Source organism: Ornithinibacillus halophilus (assembly GCF_900129485.1).
In the GTDB taxonomy this organism is placed as follows: domain Bacteria; phylum Bacillota; class Bacilli; order Bacillales; family Amphibacillaceae; genus Ornithinibacillus; species Ornithinibacillus halophilus.
In genome coordinates, this window is record NZ_FQVW01000016.1 from 24,754 (window position 1) to 44,842 (window position 20,089).

Sequence of the window (20,089 nt, forward strand, 5' to 3'; positions counted from 1 at the left end):
TATCCTCCCTTCGTGTATATGATTATTTAGCCTTGATTGCACCCGTAATTTTTACGAATGATTTTTTCGCACCAGGTACATTACCTTTGATTAGTAGAAGATTGCGCTCAGTGTCAACACTTACTACTTCAAGGTTTTGAATTGTAACTTGCTCAGAACCCATGTGTCCTGGAAGTTTCTTACCTGGGAATACGCGCATTGGGTCAATAACACCCATAGAACCAGGACCTCTATGATAATGAGAACCATGAGACATTGGCCCGCGTTGTTGATTGTGACGTTTGATAGAACCCTGGAATCCTTTACCTTTTGAAGTTCCAGTTACATCAACCATTTCACCTGTTTCGAAAACATTAACGCTAACTTCTTGACCTACTTCGTAATCGTCAAGGTTAACGTCACGGATTTCACGAACGTAGCGCTTAGGGGCTGTGTTTGCTTTTTCAGCATGGCCTTTTTCCGCTTTGTTAGTACGTGATTGTTTTTCATCAGCAAATCCAATTTGGATCGCTTCATATCCATCATTTTCTAAAGTCTTTTTCTGTAACACAACATTTGGTTCTGCTTGAATTACTGTTACAGGAACTAATTCTCCATTTTCAGAGAAAAGCTGTGTCATGCCGATTTTACGACCTAAGATTCCTTTCGTCATCCGTTACACCTCCTATTAAAAACATTTATTATAGTTTAATTTCAATGTCAACACCTGATGGTAAGTCAAGACGCATTAACGAATCAACTGTTTGTGGTGTTGGATTAACAATGTCGATTAAGCGTTTATGAGTACGCATTTCAAATTGTTCACGTGAATCTTTGTACTTGTGTACTGCACGTAGAACTGTATAAACAGCTTTTTCTGTAGGTAGTGGAATCGGACCAGATACGTTTGCACCAGAACGTTTCGCAGTATCTACGATTTTTTCAGCTGATTGATCTAAAATACGGTGATCATAAGCTTTTAAACGAATTCTTATCTTCTCTTTTGCCATTATTTTCCCTCCTTTGCGCCCATATTATTATAGACATTCTCCGTGGAAATTCCTTAGCACCTCGCCATGGCAAAGGGGCCGGGTGTGCCAACAACCTTCCACATCATCGCCTTTAACGGCCAACATTATTATTATAATAAAAACTATTGGCCAATGCAACCTTTTTTTTATGGGGAATCTTGTTTGTTGCACATTTATGTATTATACGTGTTAAGAACAATGATTGCAAGGTTTCTTATAAATTTTTTCTTGGGAAAGTTTGGTTGACAAATTCTCTGTAGATTCAAAGGGAAAGATTCAATACTAGAATTAAATTTGAAGGAATAATAATGCATTTTATAACATTACTTTATATAGATATATAATTAACATCAAACAAATAGTGTTTTGTAACATGTAAAAAGACAGATAACGATTATTCGTTATCTGTCTTTGATTGAGATGAATTAGATTAAGCTTCGATTGTAGTAACAACGCCTGATCCAACAGTACGTCCACCCTCACGGATAGAGAAACGAGTACCATCTTCAATAGCGATTGGAGAAATAAGTTCAACGTTCATTTCAATATTATCTCCAGGCATAACCATTTCAACTCCGTCTGGAAGGTTGATTACTCCAGTTACGTCAGTTGTACGGAAGTAGAACTGTGGACGATAATTTTCGAAGAATGGAGTGTGACGTCCACCTTCTTCTTTTGATAGAACATAAACTTCTGCTTTAAACTTTGTATGTGGTGTAATAGTACCAGGCTTTGCCAATACTTGACCACGGTTAATTTCTTCACGAGAAACCCCACGAAGAAGTGCACCAATGTTGTCTCCAGCTTCAGCATAATCTAGAAGCTTACGGAACATTTCAACACCAGTTACAGTTGTTTTTGAAGACTCTTCTTGAAGACCAATGATTTCAACTTCGTCACCAACGCTAACTTGACCACGTTCAACACGGCCAGTTGCAACAGTACCACGACCAGTGATTGAGAATACATCCTCAACTGGCATCATGAATGGTTTATCAGTGTCACGTTCTGGAGTTGGAACGTACTCATCAACAGCAGCCATTAGATCAAAGATAGCTTGTTCGTATTTTTCTTCACCTTCAAGAGCTTTAAGTGCAGAACCACTGATTACTGGTACATCATCACCAGGGAAGTCATACTCAGATAGTAAGTCACGAACTTCCATTTCAACTAGTTCTAGTAATTCTTCATCATCAACCATGTCAACTTTGTTCAAGAAAACAACGATTGAAGGAACACCTACGTTACGAGAAAGTAGGATGTGCTCACGAGTTTGTGGCATTGGACCGTCAGCAGCAGATACTACTAAGATAGCTCCGTCCATTTGTGCAGCACCAGTGATCATGTTTTTAACATAGTCAGCGTGACCTGGGCAGTCAACGTGTGCATAGTGACGAGTATCAGTTTCATATTCTACGTGTGAAGTCGCAATAGTGATTCCACGTTCTTTTTCTTCTGGTGCACCGTCGATTTGGTCATAAGCCATTGCAGTACCTTTACCAGATTTTTTGTGCAATGTAGTAGTGATTGCAGCAGTTAATGTAGTTTTACCATGGTCAACGTGTCCAATTGTTCCAATGTTAACGTGACTTTTCGAGCGATCGAACTTTTCTTTAGCCATTTATAGTTCCTCCTTAAATAAATGAATGATTATTTTTAAGTATATTTACAGCCAAGAAATAACAACTTGTGTTATTTCTTAGCTTACAATAAAAGTTATACTTGAGAATCAAGAAAAAATCAATTATTCTCCAGCATTTTTCTTAATAATTTCTTCAGAAATACTTTTTGGTACTTCTTCATAATGGTCAAAGAACATTGTATATGTTCCGCGACCTTGTGTGTTAGAACGTAATGCAGTCGCATAACCGAACATTTCAGCAAGTGGTACAAATGCTTTAACTACTTGTGCAGGTCCACGTGTCTCCATACCCTCAACACGACCACGACGTGATGTTACATCACCCATGATATCTCCCATGTATTCTTCTGGGATTACAACCTCAACTTTCATCATAGGTTCTAAGATAGCAGGGTTACATTTATTTTTAGCAGCTTTTAATGCCATTGATGCAGCTACTTTAAATGCCATCTCGTTTGAGTCGACATCATGGTAACTACCATCATATAAAGTTGCTTTAAAGTCGATTAATGGGTAACCTGCTAGAACACCATTTTCTGCAGATTCTTTAATACCTGCTTCAACAGATGGAATGTATTCACGAGGTACTACACCACCAACGATGTTATTAACAAATTCAAAACCAGCGCCTTCTTCGTTTGGTTCAAATTTAACCCAAACGTGACCGTATTGTCCACGTCCACCAGACTGACGTACGAATTTACCTTCAACTTCAGCAGCGGCACGTAATGTCTCACGGTAAGCTACTTGTGGAGCACCAACATTTGCTTCAACCTTGAATTCACGTTTTAGACGATCAACGATGATATCTAAGTGTAATTCACCCATTCCAGAAATGATTGTTTGACCAGTTTCTGGATTAGTTTCAGTTTTGAAAGTTGGATCCTCTTCAGCAAGTTTTCCTAAAGCGATTGCCATTTTATCTTGGTCAGCTTTTGTTTTAGGTTCAATCGCAACCGAGATAACAGGTTCTGGGAATTCCATTGACTCTAGGATAACTAGATTTTTCTCGTCGCAAAGTGTGTCACCCGTTGAAGTATCTTTCAACCCAACAGCAGCGGCAATCTCACCAGAGTAAACTGTAGCGATTTCTTCACGAGAGTTTGCGTGCATTTGTAGGATACGACCTACACGCTCACGCTTATCCTTTACAGAGTTTTTAACATATGAACCAGAATCTAAAGTTCCAGAGTATACGCGGAAGAATGTTAACTTCCCAACGAATGGATCTGTCATTACTTTAAATGCTAGTGCAGAGAATGGTGCATCATCTGTTGATGGACGAGTAGTTTTTTCTTCTGTTCCAGGCACAATACCTTCAATTGCAGGTACATCTGTTGGAGCAGGAAGATAATCTAATACACCATCAAGCATTAATTGAACACCTTTGTTTTTGAACGCAGAACCACAGAACACTGGGTAAAATTCTACAGCTAGTGTAGCTGTACGAATCGCAGTTTTAAGTTCCTCATTGGAGATTTCTTCTCCTTCTAGGTACTTCATCATTAATTCTTCGTCTAATTCTGATACAGCTTCAATTAAACCTGCACGTAATTCTTCTGCTTTTTCCTTATACTCTTCAGGAATCTCACGAGCATCAGCACGTGTACCTAAATCATCTTCATAGAAGTAAGCAACCATGTCGATTAAATCGATGATTCCATCAAAGTTATCTTCAGCACCAATTGGTAACTGTACTGGGTGTGCGTTAGCACCTAAGCGATCTTTTAACGTGTTAGTTGAGTATAAGAAGTCTGCACCTATTTTATCCATTTTATTAATGAAAACAATACGTGGTACCCCATAAGTTGTCGCTTGACGCCACACTGTTTCTGTTTGTGGTTCTACACCTGATTGTGCATCAAGAACTGTAACCGCACCATCAAGTACACGTAATGAACGTTCAACTTCTACTGTGAAGTCTACGTGTCCAGGTGTATCGATGATGTTGATTCGATGGTTTTTCCATTGAGCAGTTGTTGCGGCAGACGTAATAGTAATACCACGTTCTTGCTCTTGTTCCATCCAGTCCATTTGTGAAGCACCTTCATGTGTTTCACCAATTTTGTGAATACGTCCTGTATAGAAAAGAATACGCTCGGTAGTAGTGGTTTTACCTGCATCGATATGAGCCATAATACCAATATTGCGCGTCTTTTCCAAGGAGAACTCTCTAGCCATGTATTCTTCTCCTTCCTGTTATAAACTTTAGTTTGTTTTTTTCTACCAGCGATAGTGAGCGAATGCTTTGTTCGCTTCTGCCATTTTGTGCATTTCTTCGCGTTTTTTAACGGATGCACCTGTGTTATTTGAAGCGTCTAGAATCTCGTTCGCTAGACGTTCTTCCATCGTTTTTTCTCCGCGTAAACGTGAGTAATTAACGATATAACGTAGTCCTAATGCTTGACGGCGTTCAGGGCGAACCTCAACTGGTACTTGGTAGTTTGAACCACCAACACGTCTTGCGCGAACTTCAAGTACAGGCATAACATTTTTCATTGCTTGTTCGAATACGTCCATTGGATTTTGTCCGCTTCTTTCACCAACAAGTTCAAATGCTTTATAAAGAATCTTTTGTGCCTTTCCACGTTTACCATCAATCATGATTTGGTTGATTAAACGTGTTACTAATTTTGAATTATAAAGTGGATCTGGTAAGACATCGCGTTTAGGTACTGGTCCTTTACGTGGCATATGTCCCCCTCCTTTCTATCATTGCTGTCTAAGAAGATTTCATTCTTACTAGTTGCTAAATACTCGTTCTATTATTAAACACTAGAAGTGTTATTTTTTAGGTCTCTTAGTACCGTATTTAGAACGACCTTGTGCGCGACCTTCAACTCCTGCAGTATCAAGTGCACCACGTACGATATGGTAACGTACACCCGGTAAGTCTTTAACACGACCACCACGGATTAATACTACACTGTGCTCTTGAAGGTTGTGACCGATACCTGGGATGTATGCAGTAACCTCCATGTTGTTAGACAAACGCACACGAGCGTATTTACGTAATGCTGAGTTAGGTTTTTTAGGTGTTAGTGTACCAACACGAGTACATACGCCACGTTTTTGTGGTGAATTCTCGTTTGTTAGTGATTTTTTGAAGCTATTGTACCCTCTGTTAAGTGCTGGTGAGTTTGATTTTTGAGCTTTGCTCACACGACCTTTACGGACTAGTTGGTTAATTGTTGGCATTGTTGTTTTCCTCCCTTCTCATTAGTACATTTAATTAAATTATTAAAAACTAGAGATCCTGTTGTGTAATTCCACACATCCAGGTGGTTCATCTTTAGGCAAAAACAAAGCTTTCGCGAACAAATTTCGCCAAAACCATTATTTTTTTATTGCAACTGTAGATGCGCTAACGTCTATTCCGCAAGCTTTTCCTAGTTTTTTCTTGGAGTCTACTCCTAGACAGGGTATGTCTAGTTGATTAGCTAGATCTAATACTTTTTGGGTTACATGCCTATCAGCATCTTCGGCAATGTAAACTTCACTTATTTCACCATTTTTCATGGCTTTAAGTGTTTGTTTTGTTCCGATAATCAATCTCGATTGATTTTGAGTCACTTTCTCATAAGACATTTCTCATATCCTCCAAAGTAACAAGAATAAATCGGAAGCACCTTGAATATATTATCAAAATCACATTTTAATGTCAACTGTATTTCGATATTTTTTTGGTGCTTCCAATACTTACTTGTTTGGATTGAAATATTTAGGTTTTAATCTTATTCCAAAGTCTATTGTACGGTTTGCTCAGAATGTTCTAGTTCTTCAGTAGTTTCTTCAGTTTCAACTGTTTCATCAACCGGAACTTCTATTTTTCTATATCGTTGCATACCAGTACCAGCTGGAACGAGTTTACCAATAATAACATTTTCCTTCAATCCTAATAACTCATCACGTTTTCCTTTTATTGCAGCATCTGTTAATACTCTTGTAGTTTCTTGGAACGATGCAGCAGATAAGAACGAATCTGTCTCTAGTGATGCTTTTGTAATACCTAGTATTACCGGCTTACCTACAGCTGGTTGGTTGCCTTCTTTTAATACTGGGTGGTTTGCATCTTTAAATTGGTGAATTTCTAATAGTGATCCAGGTAATACATCTGTATCTCCTGCATCAACAACACGTACTTTACGTAACATTTGACGTACCATAACTTCTACGTGCTTATCCCCAATTTCTACACCTTGCATACGGTATACGCGTTGTACTTCACGTAATAGATAATCTTGAACTCCCTGTACTCCTTGAACACGAAGCAATGCTTTAGGATCAACAGAACCTTCCGTGAGTTCTTGACCTGCAACAACTTCATCACCTACAGAGACTTTTAATCGTGCGTTGTAAGGTACTGCGTAAGATTTAGACTCGACATCTCCCTGTACAACGATTTCTTGTTTATCTTTTACTTCATGAATTTCATGTACTGTTCCGTGAATTTCACTAATTACAGCTTGCCCTTTAGGGTTTCGTGCTTCAAACAACTCTTGAATACGAGGAAGACCTTGTGTAATATCATCCCCTGCAACACCACCTGTGTGGAATGTACGCATAGTAAGCTGTGTACCAGGCTCTCCAATAGATTGTGCAGCGATAATACCTACTGCTTCACCTACTTCAACTTCAGAACCGGTAGCTAGGTTACGGCCATAACATTTTTTACATACGCCATGTTTGGTATTACATGTGAACACAGTTCGAATTTTGACTTCTTCAATTCCTGCATCTTCAATATGTTTTGCTTGGTCTTCTGAAATAACCTCATCAAACTCAACAATAACTTCATTGGTTTCAGGATGACGAACAGTTTCAAATGCAGTACGTCCGATTAAACGGTCGATTAATGGTTCTATCATTTCTGATCCATCAGTTAATGCTGCTACTGTTAGACCACGGTCTGTTCCACAATCTGTTTCACGTACGATAACATCTTGAGCAACATCAACAAGTCTACGCGTTAGATAACCAGAGTCAGCAGTTTTAAGTGCTGTATCTGCAAGTCCTTTACGAGCACCGTGAGTGGAGATAAAGTACTCTAATACTGTTAGACCTTCACGGAAACTTGATTTGATCGGTAATTCAATAATACGCCCAGCCGGGTTGGCCATTAGACCACGCATACCAGCTAACTGAGTGAAGTTTGATGCGTTACCCCTTGCACCAGAATCACTCATCATAAAGATAGGATTTCGGTTATCTAATGATTGCATTAGTTTATCTTGAATCGTATCTTTAGCTTGAGACCAGATTGCAATAACTCGATCATAACGCTCTTCTTCTGTTATCAAACCACGACGGAACTGTTTTAATACCTTATCAACCTTTTCCTGTGCTTCTTCAAGTATTTTCTCTTTCTCAGCTAAAACAACGATATCTGATACACCAACAGTCATACCTGCTTTAGTTGAATAACTAAAACCTAAATCTTTCATACGGTCAAGCATTTTGGAAGTTTCACTAATTTTAAAACGCTTGAATACTTCAGCGATAATATCGCCCAAGAACCCTTTTTTAAATGGCTTAATTATCTCACGAGTTGCTAATTCTTCTTTAACGTCTGTACCTCTAGGGACAAAGTATTCCTCAGGAGTTCTCACTTCAAGATTCGTCTTTGTCGGCTCATTTATATAAGGGAATGACTCCGGTAAGATTTCATTAAAGATTAATTTACCAACTGTAGTTAATAGTAATTGATTTTGTTGCTCTTCGGTAAATGTTCTATTATTCACACTAGATGCCTGAACAGCAATTCTTGTATGCAAATGGGTATACCCATTTTGATAAGATATTAACGCTTCGTTAATATCAGTGAAAATTTTACCTTCGCCAACAGCACCTTCGCGTTCCATTGTAAGGTAATAGTTACCTAAAACCATATCCTGTGAAGGTGTAACAACCGGTTTACCATCTTTTGGATTCAAAATATTTTGTGCTGCTAACATAAGAATACGAGCTTCTGCTTGCGCTTCAGCAGATAAAGGAACGTGGACAGCCATTTGGTCACCATCGAAGTCAGCGTTATACGCAGTACACACTAATGGGTGTAGACGAATTGCACGACCTTCAACTAATGTTGGTTCAAATGCCTGGATTCCCAATCTGTGTAATGTAGGTGCACGGTTAAGTAATACAGGGTGCTCTTTAATCACATCTTCTAATACTCCCCAAACATCTGGGTGCACTCGCTCAATTTTTCTTTTTGCTGATTTAATATTATGCGCAATACCTCGTTCAACTAATTCTTTCATAATAAACGGTTTAAATAATTCTAATGCCATCTCTTTCGGTAGTCCACATTGATACATTTTAAGGTTTGGACCTACCACGATAACAGAACGACCAGAATAATCTACACGTTTACCTAATAAGTTTTGACGGAAACGACCTTGTTTCCCTTTTAACATGTGAGAAAGTGATTTTAACGGACGGTTTCCTGGTCCAGTAACCGGACGGCCACGACGACCATTATCAATCAATGCATCCACAGCTTCTTGTAGCATACGTTTTTCATTTTGAACGATAATACTTGGTGCACCAAGGTCTAATAAACGTTTCAAACGATTGTTACGGTTAATTACACGACGATACAAGTCATTTAAATCTGAAGTCGCAAAACGGCCACCATCCAATTGCACCATCGGTCTGATTTCAGGTGGTATAACTGGTAAAACGTCTAAAATCATCCATGACGTTTCATTACCAGAATTACGGAATGATTCAAGAACTTCTAGACGTTTAATCGCTCTAGTTCTACGTTGTCCTTGCGCTGTTTTTAATTCTTCTTTTAAAGCATCAACTTCACCGTCTAAATCGACATCTTGTAAAAGTTTACGGATGGCTTCAGCACCCATTTGAGCTTTAAAAGTTGCACCGTATTTATCATAATAAGCACGATATTCTTTCTCAGATAATAATTGTTTTTTCTCTAAAGGAGTACTTCCTGGATCAGTCACAACATAAGCTGCAAAGTAAATTACTTCCTCTAACGCACGTGGTGACATATCCAAGACTAATCCCATACGACTTGGAATCCCTTTAAAATACCAAATATGAGATACAGGGGCTGCTAATTCAATATGACCCATACGTTCTCTACGTACTTTTGCTTTTGTAACTTCTACACCACAACGGTCACAAACAACACCTTTATATCGTACGCGTTTGTATTTACCACAGTGGCATTCCCAATCTTTTTGTGGGCCAAAAATCCGTTCACAAAATAACCCGTCTTTTTCAGGTTTTAGTGTACGGTAGTTAATTGTTTCTGGTTTTTTTACCTCGCCATATGACCAAGAACGAATCTTTTCTGGTGAAGCTAAGCCGATCTTCATAAACTCAAAATTATTAACATCTAGCAAGGGTATACCTCCCTTTAATGTACGTTATTGTTATACCTTAGCCGATTATGTGAACTTGTTTCTATATTAACTATGGTGACGGAATTAGCTAGTCTAGTTCACTAGCCAATTCCTCCATAGTTTATTGGTTATTGTTGTTTTTCTTCAACTTCAATGTTTAATTTACTTGCCGCTTGTGTTTCTTCTTCTTCTAAGTCACGCATTTCAATTTCAGACTCATCACTAGATAAGATCTTCACATCCATACCAAGACTTTGCAGCTCCTTGATAAGAACTTTAAATGACTCAGGCACACCCGCTTCTGGTACATTTTCACCTTTAACAATAGCTTCGTATGTTTTCACACGACCAACCACATCATCTGATTTAACGGTTAGTATTTCTTGTAAGGTGTATGCTGCACCATATGCTTCAAGTGCCCAAACCTCCATCTCACCAAAACGCTGTCCACCGAACTGCGCTTTACCACCAAGTGGTTGTTGAGTTACTAATGAGTATGGTCCAGTAGAACGAGCGTGAAGTTTGTCATCAACCATGTGCGCTAGTTTAATCATATACATAACACCAACAGAAACACGGTTATCAAACGGTTCTCCTGTTCTTCCATCGTAAAGAACCGTTTTAGCATCACGTGCCATTCCCGCTTCTTCCAATGTATCCCATACATCTTCTTCTCTTGCACCATCAAATACCGGTGTTGCGATATGAATACCTAACTGTCTAGCAGCCATACCTAGGTGCAACTCAAACACCTGTCCGATATTCATACGAGATGGTACCCCTAATGGGTTAAGCATGATATCGATTGGAGTGCCATCAGGAAGGAAAGGCATATCTTCTTCAGGTAAAATTCTTGAAATTACCCCTTTATTCCCGTGACGTCCTGCCATTTTATCCCCTTCGTGTATTTTACGTTTTTGAACGATATAAACACGAACAAGTTCATTAACACCAGGAGGTAATTCATCTCCGTCTTCTCTGTTAAATACTTTTACATCTAACACAATACCACCAGCACCATGTGGAACACGTAATGACGTATCCCTTACTTCACGTGCCTTTTCACCAAAAATAGCGTGTAAAAGTCTTTCTTCTGCAGATAGTTCTGTAACACCTTTTGGAGTAACTTTACCCACAAGGATATCCCCATCTGTTACTTCTGCACCGACGCGAATAATACCTTGCTCATTTAGATTTTTCAGTGCGTCTTCTCCAACATTCGGAATGTCACGAGTGATTTCTTCAGGTCCTAATTTAGTATCCCTTGCTTCCGACTCATATTCTTCAATGTGAATGGATGTATATACATCATCTTTAACAAGTCTTTCACTCATAATGATCGCATCCTCGTAGTTATAACCTTCCCAGGTCATGAAACCAACAAGAACATTACGACCAAGAGCAAGTTCACCTTTTTCCATTGAAGGACCATCAGCTAGAATTTCACCTTTTGTAACACGGTCACCCTCGCTAACAATCGGACGTTGGTTATAGCAAGTCCCTTGGTTCGAACGGATAAATTTCTGCAATTTATAACGGTCCAAGTCACCTTTTACTTCTTTTCCGTCAACTTCTGTAATGCGACGAACATGAACTTCTTTTGCTTCTACACGTTCCACAACACCAGGGTTGCGGCAAATAACAGCAGCACCTGAATCCTTACCAGAAACATACTCCATTCCAGTTCCAACAATTGGAGATTCTGGATTCATAAGAGGAACAGCCTGACGTTGCATATTCGCACCCATTAACGCACGGTTTGAGTCATCGTTTTCCAAGAACGGTATACATGCTGTTGCAGCAGAAACAACCTGTTTAGGTGAAACATCCATGTAGTCAATTCGATCACGTGATACAACAATGTTCTCCTCACGAAAACGTGCTACAACTTCTTCATTTGTAAAACTACCATCTTCGTTTAATTCAGAGTTTGCCTGAGCAACTACATAATTATCTTGTTCGTCTGCTGTTAAGTAATCAATCTGAGCGGTTACTTTTCCTGTTTCAGGATCAACACGACGGTATGGTGATTCGATAAAACCAAATTTATTCACTTTAGCATAACTAGATAACGAGTTAATCAGACCAATGTTTGGCCCCTCAGGTGTTTCAATAGGACACATACGACCATAGTGTGAATAGTGAACATCACGCACTTCGAAACCAGCACGTTCACGTGTTAACCCACCAGGACCTAATGCTGATAGACGTCGCTTATGAGTTAACTCTGCTAACGGATTGGTCTGATCCATAAACTGAGATAACTGTGAACTCCCAAAGAATTCTTTAATGGATGCAATTACCGGACGTATATTAATCAATTGTTGAGGTGTAACACTTGATGTGTCTTGAATAGACATGCGTTCACGTACCACACGTTCCATACGAGATAGACCAATACGGAATTGGTTCTGCAATAATTCACCAACAGAACGAAGTCTACGATTTCCTAAGTGATCGATATCATCTGTGTTTCCTACTTTATGAAGAAGGTTAAAGAAATAGCTAATTGAAGAAAGGATATCTGCAGGTGTAATGTTTTTAACACCTGTTTCAATATTTGCATTACCTATTACATTTAGTTCTCTTTCTCCACTTGGGTCAGTTGGATCTACGATCTTAATAGACTGCAGCGTAATTAAGTCCTCTAACACACCCTCGTGTGGTTCGATTGTTTTCTCTCCAACCATATCTTCTTTATTTTCTAGATACGGAATAATTTTGTCTAATAATTTCCGTTCTAACTTATCGCCTTTTTCTGCCAAAACTTCACCAGTTTCAGGGTCCACAATCGGTTCAGCTAACACTTGGTTAAATAGGCGGTTTTTTATGTGTAATTTTTTATTCATTTTGTAACGACCCACATGTGCTAGGTCATAACGTTTTGGATCAAAAAAGCGTGAAATCAACAGGCTTTTGGCATTTTCCACTGTTGGTGGTTCACCAGGACGCAAACGCTCGTATATTTCTAACAATGCTTTTTCTGTTGTTTCTGTATTATCTTTTTCTAATGTATTAATGAGGTATTCATTATCACCAATTAGGTCGATAATTTCTTGATCAGTTCCAAATCCTAGTGCACGTAAAAGAACCGTAATTGGTAACTTACGCGTTCGATCAATTCGAACATAGGCAACATCTTTTGCATCTGTCTCAAATTCTAACCAAGCACCTCGGTTGGGAATTACAGTCGCAGCTACTCCACGTTTACCATTTTTATCAATTTTTTCATTGAAGTAAACACTTGGAGAACGAACTAACTGGGAAACAATGACGCGTTCTGCACCATTGATGACAAATGTACCTGTATCTGTCATTAAAGGGAAGTCTCCCATAAACACTTCCTGTTCTTTTACTTCTCCGGTTTCGTTGTTAATTAAACGAACCTTTACACGAAGTGGAGCGTTATAAGTTACATCTCTTTCTTTAGACTCATCTACAGGGTACTTAGGTTCACCTAAACTGTAATCAACAAACTCGAGTGACAAGTTTCCTGTAAAGTCTTCAATCGGTGAAATGTCTTGGAACATTTCACGCAAACCTTCTTCTAAGAACCATTCATAAGAAGCGGTTTGGATTTCAATTAAGTTAGGTAATTCTAATACTTCACTGATGCGCGCATAACTTCTACGCTGCCGGTGCCGTCCATACTGAACTAGTTGACCTGTCAACTGCTTCACCTCTCAAATCCATGCATTTTTTGTTGTGAATAGTAGTTAATTTCACATGAAAAATTGCTATTATATTTTTAGAAAAACAACGGCATTACCAGATAGCAACACCTTTTTTTGTTTTTCTTATAATCTTCTTTTGGTAGACCAAAGAATAGAACCTCTGATCCAAGGACAAGATATAGTTTTAAGTTTTCTCTTGCCAACCCTAAAATTATGGGGTATCATTTTTACATAGAAATAGACAATTCAAATCTTTTCCATGTATTTTACCTAGTAAAACATGGTATAATGAAGTAACAATACTTAACGAATCGCGCAAAACTCGATTCTATAAGTATTCCCACATTCTAAACTTATATACATAATATATAAAAAATCTTCTTGACAGAGATTTCGTATATTGGCATTTTATTATGTTATCATAGTTACAGAGACTGAGTCAAACATTAATAGCGCGTAAAATAATATATCCTTTATCACGCGCGACTGTTTTAACCTCTTCAAACAACTCTTCTAATTTCGCTTTTGCTGAAGGAGCCCCTTGTTTCTTTTGAATTACAACCCATAGTTCGCCACCATTATGTAATGCAGCTCTACTATCTTGAAAAATCTCATGCACTACTTTCTTTCCAGCCCTTATCGGTGGATTGGTTACAATTGCAGCAAAAGTTCTATTTTCTAAGTTAGTAAATCGATCACTAATAATAAACTCTGTATTTTTAACATCGTTGTTTTTTGCGTTCTTTTCAGCTAGTTGTAAGGCACGTTCATTAACATCAGCCATAACAATATTTCTATCCGCAAAGTCACTTGCTAAAGCAATGCCAATCGGGCCATACCCACAACCCATATCCAGGATGTCTCCTGTGGTAGTTGGTAAACGAAATTCTTCAATTAGCAGTCTGGAGCCAAAGTCTACTTCATTTTTCGAAAACACACCAACATCACTTGTGAATATAAAGTTTTTGCCTCTTAATGTATAATTCCATGTCTTGGGTGAACTTTTTGATTGGGGTTTATGTGAAAAGTAATGCTCAGACATTTGGGCACCTACTTTGTATAGTATTGAGAAGAAAGGATATATATTGAGCTCGTCGAAATATACGACGAGCTCCTATTTAATGATTATTACTTAACTTCTACAGCTGCTCCAGCTTCTTCAAGTTTAGCTTTAACTTCTTCAGCTTCTTCTTTAGCAACGCCTTCTTTGATAGCTTTAGGTGCGTTATCTACTAATTCTTTAGCATCTTTCAAGCCAAGACCAGTGATTTCACGGACTGCTTTAACAACTTTAATTTTAGATGAACCTGCGTTTTCAAGTACAACGTCAAATTCAGTTTTCTCAGCAGCAGCTTCTCCACCAGCAGCTCCACCAGCAACAGCAACAGGTGCTGCAGCAGTTACTCCGAATTCTTCTTCAATTGCTTTTACTAAATCATTTAAATCTAATACAGACATTTCTTTAATAGCATCGATAATTTGCTCTTTAGTCATGTTTATTTCCTCCTAATTTTAATTGTAATTTATATTTTCGAAACGTTTTTGACTTATTAACTTATGCATCTTGTTCTTCTTTTTGTTCTGATACAGCTTTTGCTGCATAAGCAAAGTTGCGGATTGGTGCTTGAAGTACGCTTAGTAACATAGAAACCATACCTTCGTAATTTGGTAAATCTGCAAGTTCTTTAATCTGATCAAGAGTTGCAATTTTCCCTTCAATTACACCAGCTTTGATTTCTAAAGCTTCATGTTCTTTAGCAAAGTTATTAAGAATTTTAGCCGGAGCAACTACATCTTCATTACTGAAAGCAATAGCTGTTGGTCCTACTAACATTTCATTTAACTCCGATAAATTAGCATCGTCAGTTGCACGGCGAGCCATAGTGTTTTTGTACACTTTGAATTCAACGCCTGCATCACGTAGTTCTTTACGTAGTTGTGTTACTTCTGCAACATCTAGTCCACGGTAGTCAACTAATAGTGTTGATTGACTTTCACGTAATTTATCAGCAATTTCTTGAACAACTTGTTTTTTCTGTTCGATCACTTTAGACATCTTTCCACCTCCTGTGAGATTTTCCATCATACCGTTCATTCGAGTTTATATAAGAAAACCCTCCATGTAGACATGGAGGGTTAAATAAACAAACATTATCATTTGTTATTATTAAACACCTCGGCAGGATATTAAGCTTTAGTAAGCACCTACTGTCTACGGTACAACGTATTTAATTTGACAACAAAACTTAGTATAGCGAATCTAATCGATTAAGTCAACTACCAATTAACGGTAATTTGATGTGTCGATTTTGATTCCAGGTCCCATTGTTGAAGTAACAGATACATTACGTAGGTAAGTACCTTTCGCAGCTTGTGGTTTTGCTTTCACAAGTGTTTCAATAAGAGCCTCGAAGTTTTCAACTAGTTTTTGATTGTCGAATGAAATTTTACCGATTGGTACATGAACGTTAGAAGATTTATCAACACGGTATTCTACTTTACCAGCTTTGATTTCTTTAACTGCTTTTTCAACATCGAAAGTCACAGTACCGGTTTTAGGGTTAGGCATTAAGCCTTTCGGTCCTAGAACACGTCCAAGTTTACCAACTTCAGCCATCATGTCAGGAGTTGCAACGATCACATCAAAATCAAACCATCCTTGGTTAATTTTATTGATTAAATCTTGATCTCCAACATAATCTGCTCCAGCAGCTTCTGCTTCTTTAAGTTTTTCACCTTTAGCAAACACTAATACACGTTGTGTTTTACCAGTACCATGCGGCAATACCATCGCCCCACGAATTTGTTGGTCTGCTTTCTTAGGGTCAACACCTAAACGAAAAGCTACTTCTACTGTTTCATCAAATTTTGCTTTTGCTGTTTCTTGCAATAAGTTAACAGCTTCATTTATATCATAAGTCTTAGAACGATCAATTAGCTTCGCAGCTTCTTGATATCTTTTACCTCTTTTAGCCATTTTAAATTTCCTCCTCTATTGTGGTTATAACGGTAATACCTCCCACTTATAAAAGCTTAGCAAACAGCTAAATACTGTCGCAGTCAATAGCTTTTATAAAGCACGCGATTATCCATAGAATAGACTCTACGAAGAATCCTATTCATTAATAAAAGCGCAAGTCATTAAGTAATGACTTGTGCTATTCTTCTTTGAAAAAGGTTGCGCGAAATGTTTCCATTACCGCAACCTTCATTATTTTACCTTCATGAGTATTAGTCTTCGATTGTAATACCCATACTTCTTGCTGTACCTTCAACCATGCGCATCGCTGCTTCTACGTCAGCGGCGTTTAAGTCTTGCATTTTAGTTTCTGCAATTTCTTTTACTTTGTCACGCTTAACAGTCGCAACTTTATTACGGTTAGGCTCACCTGAAGCAGTTTCAATTCCTGCTGCTTTTTTAAGCAATACAGCTGCAGGTGGAGTTTTTGTAATAAACGTAAATGAACGGTCTTCAAATACAGTAATTTCAACCGGAATGATCATACCCGCTTGATCTTGAGTACGTGCATTGAATTCTTTACAGAACCCCATGATATTTACACCTGCTTGACCTAGTGCTGGTCCTACCGGTGGTGCTGGATTTGCTTTACCTGCTGGGATTTGTAATTTAACTAATTTAATAACTTTTTTAGCCACGAGACACACCTCCTTAAAGTCCGTGATGTGGTAATAGGGATCTTTCGCAGATTCCCTCCCACTCATATTTGTCAAACTCCCTGTTATTAGGGAGCATGAATAACAAAAGAATTTTAGCATGTATCAAAAAAAAATGCAAGTTGTTATTTATAAATGATTGATTAGATTAAAGTTTTTCTACTTGTGCAAAGTCTAGTTCAACTGGAGTATCTCGTCCAAACATATTCACATGAACTTTAATTTTTTGTTTATCTATATCAATGTGCTCTATTGTACCTGTAAAGTTTGCAAACGGACCATCTGTAACACGTACATTCTCTTTTAATTCAAAATCAATATGAACAATTGGTTCATCCATACCCATGCGTTTCAGAATGGTGTCTACTTCGTCTGGTAATAATGGAGTAGGTTTTGTTCCTCCACCACTAGAACCAATAAACCCAGTAACTCCTGGAGTATTACGAACAACATACCATGAATCATCTGTCATGATCATTTCTGCTAGAACATATCCAGGAAACACTTTCTTTTTTACTACTTTTTTCTTGCCATTTTTAATTTCTGTTTCTTCATCTTCTGGAACAATGACACGAAAGATCTTATCTTCCATCCCCATTGTCTCTACACGTTTCTCTAAGTTTGTTTTTACTTTGTTCTCATACCCTGAATACGTATGAACCACATACCAGTTTTTTTCCATTTAAACAGGACAAATAATATGCCCTTCCCTCCCTTTAGGTAGTACCTTAATATTATAATGTGCCGTTTCGATACTCTTAACAACAGCAAAACCATTCTAGTAACGTACTATAATACTTAGACTGCACAGCTTAGCACACAAAAAATCAATACTAAAAAAACCCGTAATCCGGGTTTTTTAGATGAATTTTATTTATTCATTTTTCATTATAGCATAATTGATGGTAATTTATTCAAAGAATACATTTAAAAATTGTGTAATACCTAGATCAATAACAAAGAAAAAGATAGCAACAAATGCAACAGTTGAGATAACTGTTATTGTATAACTTGTTAACTCTTTCCCTTTCGGCCAACTAACCTTTTTCATCTCTCTAGATACATTTTTTAAAAAACTAAACATGATTGTACCCTCCCCCAACTGTGCCCGAAGAATGCGTTTATTTCGTTTCGCGATGCACCGTATGTTTACCACAAGTTTTACAGTATTTCCGCACTTCCAAGCGTGTTTGTGTGGATACGTTTTTGTTGGTAGTATAATTACGACTGGAACATACTGCACACGCTAAAGTAACTTTTTTACTCATAAGTTCTCACCCCTACTTTAGGGTTTCCTCATATAAATGTAGCATGGTTGTCCTTTAGTGTCAATAAGTGAATGGACATGCTACTAGCTCTTACAGGCTAATTTCATTTGTCTCTATTAATTGTTCTAATTTACGTTTAACACGTTGTAAAGCATTATCTATAGACTTCACATGCCGCTTTAGTTCTTCCGACATTTCTTGGTAAGTACGTCCATCTAAATATAAATGCAATACTTTCCTTTCAAATTCACTTAATAATTCAGATAACTTAACTTCCATATCACCGAAATTCTCTTGATTCACTAACAATTCCTGAGGGTCAATAGCTTTCGAACCAGCAATAACATCTAATAATGTACGATCTGACTCTTCATCATAGATTGGCTTGTCCAATGAAACGTAAGAATTTAATGGAATATGTTTCTGTCTAGTTGCTGTTTTAATTGCAGTAATAATCTGTCTGGTTATACACAATTCAGCAAAGGCTTTAAAAGATGATAACTTATCACCATTATAATCTCGAATTGCTTTATATAATCCGATCATTCCTTCTTGTATAATATCTTCTTTATCTGCCCCAATCAGAAAGTATGTTCTCGCTTTCGCACGGACGAAGTTTTTATATTTATCTATCAAAAAATCCAACGCCTCGCCGTTACCTTGATGAACCAATTCTATGATTTCATCGTCATCAAGCGTTTTAATATCTAATTTTTCTTCCCCAACTTGCTTGATGTTCACCTTATTGCCTCCCTGACCCACTGTTGTGTATATAGATATAGTCAATATTATACATGAACTAAAATGATAACTCAATAACTTACAGAATATTCATATCAAAATAAACAACTATGTAGCAAATTGTAAATGTATAGCAATTTCTGAAGTACATATCACAATACGAGTCTTTATTATAAAAATAGCGAAGGGGGGCTCGTTTACATTTCCCCTCTTCGCCATTTTTCGAATTTCTCAAGTACATCTTTATCCAAAGGTATTTTAGCTGTTGGTTGGCTTTTCTTATGTAGTTCAACACTTTCTTTAATTTCTCTTTTTGCATTTTCTAATTCTATTAATAACTCACGCGCTGATTTTCTTAATGCACCTTGGCCAAAAATAGTACGTTGTTCAGCATAATCTGATGTTGCAACATATACTTGTGTTTTTATGTTTTTTACCTTTTTCACAAGACGTTCAATACATTCATCAGCCGTTTCCTTTTCTCTTGTATAAATAATTTCCACTTTATATTGCTTTAGCTTACTTTCAATACCACGAACATAGTAAGCATCAAACACAATAATAACTCGCTGTCCTGAGAATGACTGATATTCGGCCATCATTTCAATGAGACGATCTCTTGCCTGACCGATGTCTTTTTCCTTAAGGTACTTTAGTTCTTCCCAGTCACCAATAATGTTATAACCATCTACAATTAAGACTACCATCG

At 37.7% G+C, this 20,089-nt stretch carries 19 protein-coding genes and 1 other annotated feature; all 19 genes read right to left on the reverse strand.

Annotated features, from left to right (window positions below):
- Positions 1–22 precede the first annotated feature (22 nt).
- Positions 23–652, reverse strand: coding sequence for a 50S ribosomal protein L3 (rplC, locus tag BUB12_RS08490; RefSeq protein ID WP_072890014.1), 630 nt, complete (start codon positions 650–652; stop codon positions 23–25).
- Positions 653–680: 28 nt separating this feature from the next.
- Positions 681–989, reverse strand: a complete 309-nt coding sequence (gene rpsJ, locus BUB12_RS08495) for a 30S ribosomal protein S10 (RefSeq protein ID WP_072890015.1) — start codon at positions 987–989, stop codon at positions 681–683.
- 451 nt (positions 990–1,440) lie between these two features.
- Positions 1,441–2,631 (reverse strand): elongation factor Tu, encoded by a 1,191-nt coding sequence (gene tuf, locus BUB12_RS08500; protein ID WP_072890016.1) that lies wholly within the window; start codon positions 2,629–2,631, stop codon positions 1,441–1,443.
- Between the two features lie 123 nt (positions 2,632–2,754).
- Positions 2,755–4,833, reverse strand: coding sequence for an elongation factor G (fusA, locus tag BUB12_RS08505; RefSeq protein WP_072890018.1), 2,079 nt, complete (start codon positions 4,831–4,833; stop codon positions 2,755–2,757).
- 42 nt (positions 4,834–4,875) lie between these two features.
- On the reverse strand, positions 4,876–5,346 hold the full coding sequence (gene rpsG / locus BUB12_RS08510; protein ID WP_072890019.1) for a 30S ribosomal protein S7: 471 nt from the start codon (positions 5,344–5,346) through the stop codon (positions 4,876–4,878).
- A 90-nt stretch (positions 5,347–5,436) separates the two neighbouring features.
- Positions 5,437–5,850, reverse strand: coding sequence for a 30S ribosomal protein S12 (gene rpsL, locus BUB12_RS08515; RefSeq protein ID WP_072890021.1), 414 nt, complete (start codon positions 5,848–5,850; stop codon positions 5,437–5,439).
- Positions 5,851–5,988: 138 nt separating this feature from the next.
- On the reverse strand, positions 5,989–6,240 hold the full coding sequence (locus BUB12_RS08520) for a 50S ribosomal protein L7ae-like protein (protein ID WP_072890023.1): 252 nt from the start codon (positions 6,238–6,240) through the stop codon (positions 5,989–5,991).
- Positions 6,241–6,398: 158 nt separating this feature from the next.
- Positions 6,399–10,022 carry a DNA-directed RNA polymerase subunit beta' gene (gene rpoC / locus BUB12_RS08525; RefSeq protein WP_072890025.1) on the reverse strand — a complete coding sequence of 1,208 codons (3,624 nt, stop codon included), beginning with the start codon at positions 10,020–10,022 and terminating at the stop codon, positions 6,399–6,401.
- 128 nt (positions 10,023–10,150) lie between these two features.
- Complete coding sequence (gene rpoB / locus BUB12_RS08530) at positions 10,151–13,693, reverse strand: DNA-directed RNA polymerase subunit beta (RefSeq protein WP_072890027.1); 3,543 nt, start codon at positions 13,691–13,693, stop codon at positions 10,151–10,153.
- A gap of 442 nt (positions 13,694–14,135) precedes the next feature.
- Positions 14,136–14,738 carry a class I SAM-dependent methyltransferase gene (locus BUB12_RS08535; protein ID WP_072890029.1) on the reverse strand — a complete coding sequence of 201 codons (603 nt, stop codon included), beginning with the start codon at positions 14,736–14,738 and terminating at the stop codon, positions 14,136–14,138.
- Between the two features lie 86 nt (positions 14,739–14,824).
- On the reverse strand, positions 14,825–15,190 hold the full coding sequence (rplL, locus tag BUB12_RS08540; protein ID WP_072890031.1) for a 50S ribosomal protein L7/L12: 366 nt from the start codon (positions 15,188–15,190) through the stop codon (positions 14,825–14,827).
- A gap of 61 nt (positions 15,191–15,251) precedes the next feature.
- The gene (gene rplJ, locus BUB12_RS08545; RefSeq protein WP_072890033.1) at positions 15,252–15,752 is read right to left on the reverse strand and encodes a 50S ribosomal protein L10; all 501 of its coding nucleotides are present in this window, start codon (positions 15,750–15,752) and stop codon (positions 15,252–15,254) included.
- A 43-nt stretch (positions 15,753–15,795) separates the two neighbouring features.
- Positions 15,796–15,932: a sequence feature (ribosomal protein L10 leader region), on the reverse strand.
- A gap of 48 nt (positions 15,933–15,980) precedes the next feature.
- Positions 15,981–16,673, reverse strand: a complete 693-nt coding sequence (rplA, locus tag BUB12_RS08550) for a 50S ribosomal protein L1 (RefSeq protein WP_072890035.1) — start codon at positions 16,671–16,673, stop codon at positions 15,981–15,983.
- Between the two features lie 254 nt (positions 16,674–16,927).
- On the reverse strand, positions 16,928–17,353 hold the full coding sequence (gene rplK / locus BUB12_RS08555) for a 50S ribosomal protein L11 (RefSeq protein WP_143155615.1): 426 nt from the start codon (positions 17,351–17,353) through the stop codon (positions 16,928–16,930).
- Positions 17,354–17,519: 166 nt separating this feature from the next.
- Positions 17,520–18,053, reverse strand: coding sequence for a transcription termination/antitermination protein NusG (gene nusG / locus BUB12_RS08560; protein ID WP_072890037.1), 534 nt, complete (start codon positions 18,051–18,053; stop codon positions 17,520–17,522).
- A gap of 228 nt (positions 18,054–18,281) precedes the next feature.
- Positions 18,282–18,455 (reverse strand): preprotein translocase subunit SecE, encoded by a 174-nt coding sequence (gene secE / locus BUB12_RS08565; RefSeq protein WP_072890039.1) that lies wholly within the window; start codon positions 18,453–18,455, stop codon positions 18,282–18,284.
- 37 nt (positions 18,456–18,492) lie between these two features.
- Positions 18,493–18,639: a 50S ribosomal protein L33 gene (gene rpmG / locus BUB12_RS08570; protein ID WP_072890041.1), complete on the reverse strand. Its 147-nt coding sequence runs from the start codon at positions 18,637–18,639 to the stop codon at positions 18,493–18,495.
- A 90-nt stretch (positions 18,640–18,729) separates the two neighbouring features.
- On the reverse strand, positions 18,730–19,374 hold the full coding sequence (sigH, locus tag BUB12_RS08575; RefSeq protein ID WP_407668440.1) for an RNA polymerase sporulation sigma factor SigH: 645 nt from the start codon (positions 19,372–19,374) through the stop codon (positions 18,730–18,732).
- Between the two features lie 203 nt (positions 19,375–19,577).
- The gene (locus BUB12_RS08580) at positions 19,578–20,087 is read right to left on the reverse strand and encodes an NYN domain-containing protein (protein WP_072890045.1); all 510 of its coding nucleotides are present in this window, start codon (positions 20,085–20,087) and stop codon (positions 19,578–19,580) included.
- Positions 20,088–20,089 lie beyond the last annotated feature (2 nt).

Bases quoted from the DNA above. Each gene is read 5' to 3' on its own strand.
- rplC (WP_072890014.1), bottom strand. From the start codon at position 652: ATGACGAAAGGAATCTTAGGTCGTAAAATCGGCATGACACAGCTTTTC.
- rpsJ (WP_072890015.1), bottom strand. From the start codon at position 989: ATGGCAAAAGAGAAGATAAGAATTCGTTTAAAAGCTTATGATCACCGT.
- tuf (WP_072890016.1), bottom strand. From the start codon at position 2,631: ATGGCTAAAGAAAAGTTCGATCGCTCGAAAAGTCACGTTAACATTGGA.
- fusA (WP_072890018.1), bottom strand. From the start codon at position 4,833: ATGGCTAGAGAGTTCTCCTTGGAAAAGACGCGCAATATTGGTATTATG.
- rpsG (WP_072890019.1), bottom strand. From the start codon at position 5,346: ATGCCACGTAAAGGACCAGTACCTAAACGCGATGTCTTACCAGATCCA.
- rpsL (WP_072890021.1), bottom strand. From the start codon at position 5,850: ATGCCAACAATTAACCAACTAGTCCGTAAAGGTCGTGTGAGCAAAGCT.
- BUB12_RS08520 (WP_072890023.1), bottom strand. From the start codon at position 6,240: ATGTCTTATGAGAAAGTGACTCAAAATCAATCGAGATTGATTATCGGA.
- BUB12_RS08535 (WP_072890029.1), bottom strand. From the start codon at position 14,738: ATGTCTGAGCATTACTTTTCACATAAACCCCAATCAAAAAGTTCACCC.
- rplL (WP_072890031.1), bottom strand. From the start codon at position 15,190: ATGACTAAAGAGCAAATTATCGATGCTATTAAAGAAATGTCTGTATTA.
- rplJ (WP_072890033.1), bottom strand. From the start codon at position 15,752: ATGTCTAAAGTGATCGAACAGAAAAAACAAGTTGTTCAAGAAATTGCT.
- rplA (WP_072890035.1), bottom strand. From the start codon at position 16,673: ATGGCTAAAAGAGGTAAAAGATATCAAGAAGCTGCGAAGCTAATTGAT.
- nusG (WP_072890037.1), bottom strand. From the start codon at position 18,053: ATGGAAAAAAACTGGTATGTGGTTCATACGTATTCAGGGTATGAGAAC.
- secE (WP_072890039.1), bottom strand. From the start codon at position 18,455: ATGTTTAGTTTTTTAAAAAATGTATCTAGAGAGATGAAAAAGGTTAGT.
- rpmG (WP_072890041.1), bottom strand. From the start codon at position 18,639: ATGAGTAAAAAAGTTACTTTAGCGTGTGCAGTATGTTCCAGTCGTAAT.
- BUB12_RS08580 (WP_072890045.1), bottom strand. From the start codon at position 20,087: ATGGTAGTCTTAATTGTAGATGGTTATAACATTATTGGTGACTGGGAA.